Genomic DNA, 12,687 nt, shown 5'->3' with positions numbered 1-12,687 from the left:
CGCTCCTACAACCTGAACACCACATCCTGTTCCAGCACCAGGCTCTTGCCCCCCGCATCCAGCGTCACCAGGGCGCCCATCGGCAAGCTCAGATTCGGGTCGCAATGGCCGCTGCGCCAGCCGGCCAGTACCGGAATCGCGAACGGCGCGAAAGTCTGCTTGACCAGGCGTGCCAGGGCATCGCTTTCAACTCCCGCCACATCCCCCACCAGCACCCCGCGCAAGCGGCTGAGTTTGCCGGCCAGGCGCAGGTGCGTCAGCAACCGATCGATGCGATACAGCGGCTCGTTGATGTCTTCGATGAACAGAATGATCCCGTCGGCGTCGATTTCGAACGGCGTACCCATGGTGGCGGCGATCATCGACAGGTTACCGCCCAGCAGTCGCCCCTGGGCGATGCCTGGCTCGATGGTCGTCAATGGGTAGGCCACCGGGTGCGCCAGCCGACTGCCGGCCGTCAGTTGCCCTCGGAGCAGGCTGAACAACGACGCCTCGGTCGGCGCTTGTTTGCCCCCCAGCAGGTCGGCATTGAGCATTGGCCCGTGAAAGGTGACGAACCCGGCATAGCGGCTGATCGCCAGGTGCAAGGCGGTGATGTCGCTGTAGCCGACAAACGGCTTGGCATGCCGGCGCAGCAGCTCGTAGTCGATCCGGTCGAGCAGGCGCGGGCTGCCATAACCGCCGCGCAGGCACAGGATCGCGTCGATGTCCGGGTCACTGAACGCCTGGTGCAGGTCATTGAGGCGCACCTCATCGCTGCCGGCCAGGTAACCGTCCTTCTCCAGGACCCCGGGGTAGATCTTCAGCGAGTAGCCGCGCGTGCGCATCCAGAGCAGCGCCTGTTCGGTATCCAGGGCCGCCGGACCTGCTGGCGCAATCACTGCGATGCGGCCCGCAGCGGGTAACGCCGGTACGGCGGTATGTGGCGCAACAATGGCGGTAGAGCGAGTGGTCATCCGTGATTCCTCCCTATGACCCGATTAAAAAAAAGCCCGCAAAGCGCTAAACCTTGCGGGCCCTTGGTCTTTCACACAGCGATCAGGACGACATCAGCTCGGCCTTGACCAACTTGGCCTGCTCGTCCGCGTGGTACGAGGAACGCACCAGCGGGCCGGAAGCGACGTTCTTGAAGCCCATCTTGTAACCTTCCTCGGCGAACCAGGCGAAGGTGTCCGGGTGCACAAAACGCTGCACCGGCAAGTGGCTGCGCGACGGTTGCAGGTACTGGCCCAGGGTCAGCATGTCGATGTCGTGTTCGCGCATGCGCTTCATGACTTCGATGACTTCTTCGTCGGTTTCGCCCAGGCCCAGCATCAAGCCGGACTTGGTCGGAATGTGCGGCATCATCTGCTTGAATTTCTGCAGCAGGGTCAACGACCACTGGTAGTCCGAACCCGGGCGCGCGGCCTTGTACAGGCGCGGCACGGTTTCCAGGTTGTGGTTGAACACATCTGGCGGCTCGGCGGCAGTGATGGCCAGCGCCACGTCCATGCGCCCACGGTAGTCGGGGACCAGGGTTTCGAGCTGCACGTTCGGCGACAGCTTGCGGATCTCGCGGATGCAGTCGGCAAAGTGCTGGGCACCGCCGTCGCGCAAGTCGTCGCGGTCGACCGAGGTGATCACCACGTACTTGAGTTTCAGGTCGGCGATGGCGATGGCCAGGCTTTCCGGCTCATTGACGTCCAGTGGTTTCGGACGGCCGTGACCGACGTCGCAGAACGGGCAACGACGGGTGCAGATGTCGCCCATGATCATGAAGGTCGCGGTACCACCCGAGAAGCACTCGCCCAGGTTCGGGCAGGAGGCCTCTTCACAGACACTGTGCAGCTTGTGTTTGCGCAGCAGGGCCTTGATGCGGTCGACTTCCGGGGAAACCGGGATACGCACGCGAATCCAGTCTGGCTTCTTGGGCAGTTCGGTGGTCGGAATGATCTTTACCGGGATGCGTGCAACCTTCTCGGCGCCGCGCAGCTTAACGCCGGCTTCAACCTTGGCACGCGGGGCCGGACGCTCGGTGACATCCAGCGTCGGGATCATGGTTTGCACTGCATCAGTAGTCATATCAGTCGATTCCGCCCGTTAGGGTCGTCTGCTCAGCATAGTCGAGGTGTTTGACGAGCTGCGCGCGCAGCCGGGCACTTACCTCGGCAAATTCTATCGGCCCTGTATGGTCACGCAGCTGAGTCATTGCCAGCCCGGCGTAGCCACAGGGGTTAATCCGTCGGAACGGCTCAAGGTCCATATCCACGTTCAGGGCCAGGCCATGAAAGGAACAACCGTGGCGGATCCGCAGTCCCAGCGAGGCGATCTTTGCACCGTTGACGTAGACCCCCGGTGCATCCGGCTTGGCCACGGCGCTAACACCATAGCTGGCCAGCAACTCGATCAGGCAGCGCTCCATCCGGCTGACCAGGTCCCGCACGCCAAACCCCAGCTTGCGCACATCCAGCAGCAGGTACGCGACCAACTGCCCCGGGCCGTGGTAGGTAACCTGGCCACCGCGGTCGACCTGCACTACCGGGATTTCCCCCGGCAGCAGCAGGTGTTCGGCCTTGCCGGCCTGGCCCTGGGTGAACACCGGCGGATGCTCGACCAGCCAGATCTCGTCGGCACGCTCGCTGCCACGCTCGTTGGTGAAACGCTGCATGGCCTGCCAGACCGGCTCGTAAGCCAGCTGGCCGAGCTCGCGAAAGCCCAGCGGTGCGGTCATCACAGCACCATGTGCACGAAACCGGTAGCCCGCAGCTCGCTATTGATGTCGTAGAGCTGTTCCTGACCGGTGGCAATGATGTGCAGCTGGATGGTCGTGTACTTGCCATTGGTACTCTGGCGCTCGGCCAGGGTCTTGTGGTCTACGGTGGCGTGCTTTTCCAGGATCGCAATGATCTTGTCCTTGAAGCCCACTCCGGTATCGCCGATCACCTTAATCGGGTAATCCGCGCAAGGGAATTCGATCTTTGGCGCCTTTACTTCTGTATCTGTCATGGCGTAACGGCCTCGTAAGCCGTGGCAACGGACATGGCCCCGCTCCAGGTCGGAACGGGGCCATGCAGGTCCACACTAAATCAGTTGAACAAGCCGAAGAAGAATAGACGGATGCTATCCCACATGCGGCGCAAGATACCACCCTCCTCGACGGCGTCCAGCGCGATCAGGTCGGCGCTGTGCACCACCTTGTCGTCCAGCTTGACTTCGACTTTACCGATCACGTCGCCCTTGGCGATTGGCGCGATCAGTTGTGGGTTCATGGTCATGCTGGCAGCGAGCTTCTTCAGCTGGCCTTTCGGCAGAGTCATGGTCAGGTCTTGGGCCAGGCCAGCCTTGACCTGGTTGGTGGTGCCCTTCCAGACAGGAGCCTGGGCCAGCTCGGCGCCTTTTTGGTAGAACGTCTGGGTTTCGAAGAAGCGGAAGCCGTAGGTCAGCAGCTTCTGGGTTTCGGCTGCACGCGCGGTGTCGCTGTTGGTGCCGAACACCACGGAGACCAGGCGCATTCCATCACGTACCGCCGAGGACACCAGGCAGTAGCCGGCTTCGTCGGTGTGACCGGTCTTCAGACCGTCGACGGTCTTGTCGCGCCACAGCAGCAGGTTGCGGTTAGGTTGCTTGATGCCGTTCCAGAAGAACTCTTTCTGCGAGTAGATCGCGTAGTGAGCCGGGTCTTCGTGGATGATCGCGCGTGCCAGGATGGCCATGTCATGAGCCGACGAGTAGTGCTCTGGGTTTGGCAGGCCGGTCGGGTTCATGAAGTGGCTGTTGGTCATGCCCAGGTCAGCGGCAGTCTTGTTCATCATGTCGGCGAACGCGTCTTCGCTGCCGGCGATGTGCTCGGCGAGCGCAACACTGGCGTCGTTGCCCGACTGGATGATGATGCCGTGCAGCAGGTCGCTGACCGACACCTGCGAACCGACCTTGATGAACATCCGCGAACCGCCGGTACGCCAGGCGTTTTCGCTGACGGTCACCGGATCGTTTTCACCGATCTGGCCACGACGGATTTCCAGGGTCGCGATGTACGCGGTCATCAGCTTGGTCAGGCTGGCTGGCGGCAGACGCTGGTCACCGTTGTTCTCGACCAGCACGTTGCCGCTGCTGGCGTCCATGAGCACGTAGGCCTTGGCGGCCAGTTGTGGTGACGACGGCATCATCTCGGCCGCGAAAGCGGACGGCGAGAGGAGCAGCGGGACTAGCAGGCACAGGCGTTTGGCAAAGGTGGTGATGTTCATCCGTCTCTCGAAATCGCTAATGGAAACTGCCCTCGCGGGCAAAACTAATCTGACAACCTTCGCGGCACGGGCCTTGGGGTTGTCGCGTGTTCAGTTGTTCACTCACTGACCCTTGCCGGGCTTTTGTTGTACTACGAGCCAACAACTCAGGTTCACCCCCCAATACCGCAAGCGAACCTTGAATCAGGTGTTACTTACTCGGCCGTGACCAGGCTCGGCGAACCGAGATTGGCCAGGCGCACGCTGTTTTGCACTTGCGTAATCTCACCCGGCGAACCGATAGGCCCCAGGCGAACCCGGTGCAGGGTCTGCTGATTGCGCACGATAGAGCTGATGAACACCGGAGCGCTCACCATCCCGCTGAGCTTCGATCTCAGGAGCTCTGCAGCGTCCGGGTTGGCGAACGCGCCCACCTGCAGATACTGGCCAGAGGCTGGTACAGAAGCGTTTTTTTTAGCGTTGATCTGCATCGGCACGACCGCTGCCGCGTGCTGCTGTGGCGGCGGGGTCCATTGCTCGACCTTGCCGGTCGATGCGGTGATCACCGGCCCGCTGTTTTGCGCGACCTGTGGCTCATTGAGCATCAACGGTGCTGGCCGGCCCTTGGCCGCCCACCACTCTTGCGGGTCGATGCCTTCGACCTTGACCCGCGCGGTACCGGTTTCGGCATAACCGAGTTTCTTCGCGGCGGCGTAGGACAGGTCGATGATGCGGTCGGAATAGAACGGCCCACGGTCGTTGACCCGCAGCACCACCGTGCGCTTGTTGTCCAGGTTGGTCACGCGAACGTAGGCAGGCAACGGCAGGGTCTTATGCGCGGCACTCATGCCGTACAGGTCATAGACCTCGCCATTGGCGGTGTTCTGGCCATGGAACTTGGTGCCGTACCAGGACGCCGTCCCTGTCTCGACATAACGCTTGGACTCGGGCATCGGGTAGTAAGTCTTGCCCAGCACTGTGTAGGGGTTGGCCTTGTAGGACCCGGTGTGCAGGGTTGGCGTGGCGTCGGGAATGCGCGACACATCGACATCCCACCACGGCGCGCCGTCCTTGTGAGCCCGGTTGATGTCCAGTCCCGGCGTGGCGCGGACAGCGGGCGGGGCTTTCTGCGGTTGCGGCGCACGGCTGGTCGAACAACTGACCATGAGCATCGACAACGCGGTGAAGGCCACCAGCTTCAGGGGTTTGCGGATTGGCAATGCCGGCATTACTTGACGCCCCGTGCTTGGACCAGCTGTTCAGACAACTGATGTACGGCCATGGCGTACATCACGCTGCGGTTATAACGCGTGATCGCGTAAAAATTCTTCAGGCCCATCCAGTATTCAGGGCCATTGTCGCCTTCCAGACGAAACGCGGTGACCGGCATATCGTCGCGCAGCGCATCATGACTCGACCAGCCCAGCGCTCGCAACTCCCCGACGGTTTTCGTCGGTTCGATCCCGGTGGTCAGGCCCTGGTCGACCTGATCGCCCCGCACTTCGGCGAGACTGACCACCGGCTGCCCGGCTTCCCAGCCGTGACGCTTGAAATAGCTGGCGACGCTGCCGATGGCATCGTCGGCGTTGGTCCAGATATTGATGTGGCCGTCGCCGTCGAAATCCACCGCATAAGCCCGAAAGCTGCTTGGCATGAATTGCGGCAAGCCCATGGCGCCGGCGTATGAGCCTTTGAGCGTCAGTGGATCGACCTGCTCTTCGCGCGCCAGCAACAAGAACTCACGCAACTCCTTGCGGAAGAATTCGGCACGTGGAGGGTAGTCGAAACCCAAGGTCGACAAGGCATCGATTACCCGATAGTTGCCGGTATTGCGGCCAAAGAAGGTTTCGACCCCAATGATCGAGACAATCACCTGGGCCGGCACGCCGTATTCCTGCTCGGCACGGGCCAGCACTGCCTCATGCTGACGCCAGAAGTCCACGCCGCGGGCAATTCGTGCATCGGTGAGGAACATCGGGCGATATTCCTTCCATTGCTTGACCCGCTCGGCAGGCCGCGAGATGGCATCGAGAATCGCCTGCTTGCGCTGGGCTTCACGGAACACTCCCATCAGCTGTTCGCCGGCAAAACCATAGTCGCGGGTCATCTCACCGACAAATTCGGCCACTTGGGGCGAGCCTTCATATTCGCCGGCCAACGCCATGGGCGCCGTGCCAAGGATGCTTACCAGGCCGACCCACGGAGCGTATCGAGTCGCCCAGCCACGCATTACTTGCATTGAACTCTTCACCTTATTCAAACCTGCGCGATCCACTTACGATGGGTATGGATCGACATCAAAACCCCAAACGCTGACAGCAGCGTCACCAGCGAAGTTCCGCCGTAGCTAATGAACGGCAACGGCACCCCCACCACCGGCAACAGGCCACTGACCATACCGATGTTGACGAAAACGTAAACAAAAAACGTCATGGTCAGCGCGCCAGCCAGCAATTTGCCAAACAGTGTCTGGGCCTGGGCGGTAATCACCAGGCCGCGGCCAATCAGTAGCAGATAGATCAGCAACAGGGCGCAAATGCCCACCAGGCCGAACTCTTCGCCCATCACCGCGATGATGAAGTCGGTGTGGCTTTCCGGCAGGAAGTCCAGGTGCGACTGGGTGCCCAGCAGCCAACCCTTGCCAAATACTCCGCCGGAGCCGATGGCGGCCTTGGACTGGATGATGTTCCAGCCAGTGCCCAGCGGATCGCTCTCCGGGTCGAGGAAGGTCAGCACGCGCTGCTTCTGGTAGTCGTGCATGACAAAGAACCACATGGCGATCGCCACCGGGACCGTGGCCGCCAGCACGCTGATGATCCAGCGCCAGCGCAGGCCACCCATGAACAGTACGAAGGCGCCACCGGCAAGGATCAGCAGCGAGGTACCAAGGTCCGGCTGGCGCACGATCAGGATGAACGGGATGCCGATCAGGATCAGGCTGACCCCGACGTGCTTGAGCTGCGGCGGCAGTGTGCGCTTGGCCAGGTACCAGGCGATGGTCGCCGGCATGATGATCTTCATGAACTCCGAGGGCTGGAAGCGAATCACCCCGGGAATGTTGATCCAGCGCGTCGCCCCCATGGCGTTGTGGCCCATGATGTCGACCACGATCAACAGCACCACGCCGAGCACATAGCCCAGCGGCACCCAGCGCGCCATGAAACGTGGCTCGAACTGGGCGATGATGACCATCGACACCAGGCCGATGCCGAACGAGGTGGCCTGCTTGGCCAGCAGGTCCCAGCTCTTGCCGCTGGCCGAATACAGTACGAACAGGCTGCCGGCCGCGAGAATCAGCAGCAGGATCAGCAGCGGACCGTCGATGTGCATGCGTTGCAACAGCGTCGCGCGGCGACGCATCACATCCTCGCTGGAGAGAATGCGATCAAAATTACTCTTCACGGGCCGTAGCCTCCGCGGTATTGGGGCTGGCGAACTCGGATTTGAGCCGGCCGTCCTGGTCCAGGAGCCAGGCGTCCATGATTTGACGGACCACCGGCGCAGCGACGCCGGAGCCGGACTCGCCGTTCTCGACCATCACCGACACGGTGATTTTCGGGTTGTCGGCTGGCGCGAACCCGACAAACAAGGCGTGGTCGCGGTGGCGCTCCTGCACCTTGGAGCGGTCGTACTTCTCACCCTGCTTGATCGCGACCACCTGGGCGGTACCCGACTTGCCGGCGATCCGGTATTGCGCGCCGATCGCTGCTTTGCGCGCCGTGCCGCGAGCACCGTGCATCACCTGCTGCATGCCATGGTTGACCCGGTTCCAGTCCAGCGGATCACGCAGGATGATGTCCGGCATCGGGTTGTCGTCCACCGGCTTTTCGCCTTCGATGGTCTTGGCCAGGTGCGGACGAATCCACTTGCCCTTGCTGGCTACCAGTGCCGTGGCCTGGGCCAGCTGCAACGGGGTGGACTGCATATAACCCTGGCCAATCCCCAGGATCAGGGTTTCCCCCGGGAACCAGGCCTGGCGGCGGGTGGCGCGTTTCCACTCGCGGGACGGCATCAGCCCCGGCGATTCTTCAAACATGTCCAGCGAGACCTTCTGGCCGATGCCGAACTTGCCCATGTAGGTCGACAACCGATCGATCCCCAGCTTGTGGGCCAGGTCATAGAAATAGGTGTCGTTGGAACGCATGATCGCCGTGTCGAGGTCGACAAAACCGTCGCCGGAGCGGTTCCAGTTACGGTATTTGTGATCGTAGTTGGGCAACTGGTAATAGCCCGGGTCGAACACCCGCGAGGAGGCCGTCACCACCCCGGAGTCCAGGCCGGCAATCGCCACCGCCGGCTTGATGGTCGAACCCGGTGGATACAGGCCACGCAGCACGCGGTTGAACAGCGGCCGGTCGATGGAGTCACGCAACTCGGCATAGGCCTTGAAGCTGATACCGGTGACGAACAGGTTCGGGTCGAAACTCGGCTGACTGACCATCGCCAGTACTTCGCCAGTGTTCGGGTCCAGCGCCACCACCGCACCACGACGGCCACCCAACGCCGCTTCCGCCGCCTCTTGCAGCTTGATGTCCAGGCTCAGGACGATGTCCTTGCCGGGAATCGGATCGGTGCGCTTGAGCACCCGCAGCACCCGGCCTCGAGCGTTGGTCTCGACTTCTTCGTAGCCGACCTGGCCGTGCAACTGGGGTTCGTAGAAACGTTCGATACCGGTCTTGCCGATATGATGGGTGCCGCTGTAGTTCACCGGATCGAGGGTCTTGAGCTCTTTTTCGTTGATCCGCCCCATGTAGCCCACCGAGTGCGCAAAGTGCGCGCCCTGGGGGTAATGGCGCACCAACTGCGCAACCACTTCGACGCCTGGCAGGCGGAACTGATTGACCGCAATACGGGCAATCTGCTCCTCCGTCAGTTCGAAGAGGATCGGCACCGGCTCGAACGGCCGACGTCCCTGGCGCATGCGTTTTTCAAAGATCACCCGGTCCTCGGGCGTCAGCTGCAGCACCTCGACGATTACATCGAGTACCTGCTGCCAGTCGCCGGAACGTTCGCGGGTCATGCTCAGGCTGAAGCTGGGCCGGTTGTCGGCAATCACCACGCCATTACGGTCGAAGATCAGGCCGCGCGTCGGCGGAATCGGCTGAACGTGGACACGGTTGTTTTCCGACAGGGTCGAGTGGTACTCGTACTGGATCACCTGCAGGAAATACAGCCGCGCAATCAGCACGCCGATCAGCACCACCACTGCAATTGCCCCGAACACGACGCGGCCACGCACCAGACGGGCGTCTTTTTCGTGGTCCTTGATGCGGATCGGCTGGGACATGAGGGCAGAGCTACTTGTGGTAAGGGTGGCCGGACAGAACAGTCCAGGCACGGTACAGCTGTTCGCCGATCAGGATCCGCACCAGCGGGTGCGGCAAGGTCAAGGGCGATAACGACCAGCGCTGGTCGGCCCGCGCACAGACTTCCGGCGCCAGCCCCTCGGGGCCGCCGACCATGAAGTTCACCGTGCGCGAATCCAGGCGCCAGCGATCGAGCTCTACCGCCAGTTGCTCAGTGCTCCACGGCTTGCCATGGACTTCGAGGGTGACGATGCGCTCGTTCGGCCCGACCTTGGCCAGCATGGCTTCGCCTTCCTGGCGAATGAAACGCGCCACGTCAGCATTCTTGCCCCGGGTGTTGAGCGGTATTTCCACCAGTTCCAGCGCCAGCTCGGACGGAAGACGCTTGGCATATTCATGCCAACCTTCTTCCACCCATTTGGGCATGCGTGAACCGACGGCGATCAGTCGCAGTCGCACAGCGATCCCTTATAGCTGGTCTTTGTTGAGCTTGGTGAAGTGCTCATGGGTGTTTTCCGGGCTGTGGTGCGCGGCGCTGGCCGAACGGCTTTGCTCGGCACCGGCCCACAGGCGCTCCAGGTCGTAGAACTGGCGTGCCGAGGCGGTCATCATGTGCACGATGACATCGTCCATGTCCAGCAGGACCCAGTCGCTGTCGCCCTTGCCTTCTTCGCCCAGCGGCTTGACGCCCTGTGCCTTGACCGCTTCGCGGACCTTGTCCAGCATCGCGCCGATCTGGCGGTTGGAGGTACCGGTGGCGATGATCATGAAGTCGGTGATGCTCTGCTTTTCACGAACGTCGATCACCTGGATGTCCTGGGCCTTGACGTCTTCCAGGGCAGCTACGGCAACCTTGACCAGCTCTTCGCCGGCCAGGATCACGCCAGTGTGTGCCTCTACTGGCAGCGGGGCGCTCTTGAACGTGCCTTTACGCTTTACTTTGGTTTGGTCTTTGTCAGTCATATAAAACTCGTTTTGCTCGTATGTTCGGGCGCATCAATACACGTTGTTGCCACGTGCCTTGAGGCACTCCTATTCAGTTCGGCGCACGGTAAAGTCCATGCGCATCGATGTAGGCCAGGACCGCGTCGGGCACCAGGAAACGTACCGACTTACCGCTGGCCAGCAGTTGACGGATCTGGGTGGCGGATACCGCGAGCGGTGTCTGCCAGACGAATGCAATCTGTCCACTCGGCCCTTTGAGGGCCAGCGGGTCGCTCACCGAGCGCGCGGCCAGCAGGTTGCGCAAGGCATCCGGCGGTTCGCTGTCGGCATCCGGGCGTTGCAGCACCAGGATGTGGCAATGCTGGAGCAACTCTTCCCAGCGATGCCAAGTGGGCAGGCCGCAAAATGCGTCCCAGCCCAAAAGTAAAAATACCTGGTCATCGGCGGCGAGTTCCGCGCGCATCAGCTCCAGGGTGTCAATAGTGTAGGACGGCTTGTCGCGTTTGAGTTCGCGGTCGTCCACCACCAGGGGTGCAACTCCAGCCACCGCGCACTCAACCATCGCCAGACGGTCGAGCGCCGACACCTGCGGCGTACCCCGATGGGGTGGCCTGGCGCTGGGCGTCAGGCGCAACTCATCGAGGTCCAGCGACTCGGCCACTTCCAGCGCACCGCGCAAATGGCCGATGTGCACCGGGTCGAAGGTCCCGCCCAGTACGCCAATGCGCCGGGGACAGGGTTCCTGGCGGGTCACTGTAGCTGACGGCTCGAGGTCGCCCAAGTCAGACCGGCTCCTGACCGCGCAACTGGCCATCACCGACCACGATGTACTTCTCGCAGGTCAGACCTTCGAGACCCACCGGGCCGCGGGCGTGCAGCTTATCAGTAGAAATGCCGATCTCGGCACCCAATCCGTATTCGAAGCCATCGGCAAAGCAGGTCGGGGTGTTGATCATCACCGACGCCGAGTCGACTTCAGCCACAAAACGCCGGGCGTCGCCCTGGTGTTCGCTGACGATCGAGTCGGTATGGTGCGAGCCGTAATGATTGATGTGTTCGATGGCCTGGTCCAGGCCATCGACCACCAGGATCGACAGGATCGGCGCCAGGTACTCGGTGCTCCAGTCTTGCTCGGTGGCCGCTTCGGCCTCGATGATTGCGCGGGTCCGCTCGCAGCCACGCAGTTCGACGCCTTTTTCGCGGAACTGGGCAGCCATGGCCGGCAGGAAGTCCTTGGCGACCGCCTGGTCGACCAACAGGGTTTCCATCGCGCCACAGATGCCGTAGCGGTAGGTCTTGGCGTTGAACGCAATCCGCTGCGCCTTGGCCAAATCGGCGTGGGCACTGACGTAGACGTGGCAAATGCCGTCCAGGTGCTTGATGACTGGCACCCGGGCGTCGCGACTGACCCGTTCGATCAGGCCTTTGCCGCCACGCGGCACGATCACGTCGACGTATTCCGGCATGGTGATCAGCGCGCCCACTGCGGCACGGTCCGTCGTCTCGACCACTTGCACCACGGCAGCCGGCAGACCGGCCTCGGCCAGGCCGCGCTGGATGCAGGCGGCAATGGCACGGTTGGAATGAATCGCCTCCGAGCCACCGCGCAGGATGGTCGCATTGCCCGACTTCAGGCACAGGCTGGCGGCGTCGATGGTCACGTTGGGCCGCGATTCGTAGATGATCCCGACCACGCCCAGGGGGACGCGCATCTTGCCCACCTGGATACCCGACGGCCGATAACTCATGTCGCGGATCGCGCCTACCGGGTCCGGCAGCGCCGCCACCTGACGCAAACCGACGATCATGCCATCGATGCGTGCGGGGGTCAGGGCCAGACGCTCGAGCATTGCCGGCTCCAGGCCATTGGCCCGGCCAGCGGCCAGGTCCAGCTCATTGGCGGCAGTCAACTCGGCACGCGCGGCATCCAGGGCGTTGGCGGCGGCCAGCAGGGCGCGGTTTTTCTGCCCAGTGCTGGCACGGCCGATCACGCGGGAAGCATCGCGCGCAGCGCGACCCAAGCGGGTCATGTAGTCAAGAACGGACTCAGTCATAGTCTGGAGTGGTCTTTGCTATGGTCGTGGTAAAGAGTAAAGCGGCAGATTATAGCTGTCGCGTCACTCGACTAACAGCGGTGACGGGCGGATGGTCGAAATGGACAGCAAATAGTCAGTCTTCAGCCTGGATTAAGGCCCTGGTTGTTATCATAACGTCACATTTGCTCTCTGAATGCT

At 62.1% G+C, this 12,687-nt stretch carries 13 protein-coding genes; all 13 read right to left on the bottom strand.

What is annotated here, in order from left to right; genetic code table 11:
- Positions 1-5: 5 nt before the first annotated feature.
- The 13 genes from CKW24_RS06770 to CKW24_RS06710 all read right to left on the bottom strand — a co-directional run bounded on the left by CKW24_RS06770 (position 6) and on the right by CKW24_RS06710 (position 12,507).
- The gene (locus tag CKW24_RS06770; protein ID WP_095166314.1) at positions 6-956 is read right to left on the bottom strand and encodes an LD-carboxypeptidase; all 951 of its coding nucleotides are present in this window, start codon (positions 954-956) and stop codon (positions 6-8) included.
- An 82-nt stretch (positions 957-1,038) separates the two neighbouring features.
- Positions 1,039-2,061 carry a lipoyl synthase gene (lipA, locus tag CKW24_RS06765; protein ID WP_095166313.1) on the bottom strand — a complete coding sequence of 341 codons (1,023 nt, stop codon included), beginning with the start codon at positions 2,059-2,061 and terminating at the stop codon, positions 1,039-1,041.
- 1 nt (position 2,062) lies between these two features.
- A complete protein-coding gene (gene lipB / locus CKW24_RS06760) occupies positions 2,063-2,710 on the bottom strand; it encodes a lipoyl(octanoyl) transferase LipB (RefSeq protein WP_095166311.1) in 648 nt (215 codons plus the stop codon).
- Positions 2,710-2,985 (bottom strand): DUF493 domain-containing protein, encoded by a 276-nt coding sequence (locus tag CKW24_RS06755; protein ID WP_008152827.1) that lies wholly within the window; start codon positions 2,983-2,985, stop codon positions 2,710-2,712. Before CKW24_RS06755 ends, lipB begins: the two co-directional genes overlap by 1 nt.
- An 80-nt stretch (positions 2,986-3,065) precedes the next feature.
- Entirely contained in the window at positions 3,066-4,223 is a 1,158-nt protein-coding gene (locus CKW24_RS06750) for a D-alanyl-D-alanine carboxypeptidase family protein (protein ID WP_095166309.1), read from the bottom strand.
- A 194-nt stretch (positions 4,224-4,417) separates the two neighbouring features.
- Positions 4,418-5,374 carry a septal ring lytic transglycosylase RlpA family protein gene (locus CKW24_RS06745; RefSeq protein WP_371917574.1) on the bottom strand — a complete coding sequence of 319 codons (957 nt, stop codon included), beginning with the start codon at positions 5,372-5,374 and terminating at the stop codon, positions 4,418-4,420.
- A 56-nt stretch (positions 5,375-5,430) separates the two neighbouring features.
- Positions 5,431-6,441: a lytic murein transglycosylase B gene (gene mltB, locus CKW24_RS06740; protein ID WP_095166304.1), complete on the bottom strand. Its 1,011-nt coding sequence runs from the start codon at positions 6,439-6,441 to the stop codon at positions 5,431-5,433.
- A 17-nt stretch (positions 6,442-6,458) separates the two neighbouring features.
- Positions 6,459-7,562, bottom strand: coding sequence for a rod shape-determining protein RodA (rodA, locus tag CKW24_RS06735; protein WP_162530240.1), 1,104 nt, complete (start codon positions 7,560-7,562; stop codon positions 6,459-6,461).
- 31 nt (positions 7,563-7,593) lie between these two features.
- Entirely contained in the window at positions 7,594-9,489 is a 1,896-nt protein-coding gene (gene mrdA / locus CKW24_RS06730; protein ID WP_095166300.1) for a penicillin-binding protein 2, read from the bottom strand.
- Positions 9,490-9,499: 10 nt separating this feature from the next.
- Entirely contained in the window at positions 9,500-9,967 is a 468-nt protein-coding gene (gene rlmH, locus CKW24_RS06725) for a 23S rRNA (pseudouridine(1915)-N(3))-methyltransferase RlmH (RefSeq protein ID WP_003185785.1), read from the bottom strand.
- A 9-nt stretch (positions 9,968-9,976) separates the two neighbouring features.
- The gene (rsfS, locus tag CKW24_RS06720; RefSeq protein WP_095166298.1) at positions 9,977-10,471 is read right to left on the bottom strand and encodes a ribosome silencing factor; all 495 of its coding nucleotides are present in this window, start codon (positions 10,469-10,471) and stop codon (positions 9,977-9,979) included.
- A 73-nt stretch (positions 10,472-10,544) separates the two neighbouring features.
- Positions 10,545-11,267 (bottom strand): nicotinate-nucleotide adenylyltransferase, encoded by a 723-nt coding sequence (gene nadD, locus CKW24_RS06715; RefSeq protein WP_095166296.1) that lies wholly within the window; start codon positions 11,265-11,267, stop codon positions 10,545-10,547.
- The gene (locus tag CKW24_RS06710) at positions 11,236-12,507 is read right to left on the bottom strand and encodes a glutamate-5-semialdehyde dehydrogenase (RefSeq protein ID WP_095166294.1); all 1,272 of its coding nucleotides are present in this window, start codon (positions 12,505-12,507) and stop codon (positions 11,236-11,238) included. Before CKW24_RS06710 ends, nadD begins: the two co-directional genes overlap by 32 nt.
- Between the last annotated feature and the right edge of the window lie 180 nt (positions 12,508-12,687).

This window comes from Pseudomonas sp. Irchel 3H3, assembly GCF_900187635.1.
Taxonomy (GTDB): domain Bacteria; phylum Pseudomonadota; class Gammaproteobacteria; order Pseudomonadales; family Pseudomonadaceae; genus Aquipseudomonas.
The sequence above is the reverse complement of the archived record's forward strand: the minus strand, read 5'-3'. Positions and strand labels throughout refer to the sequence as shown.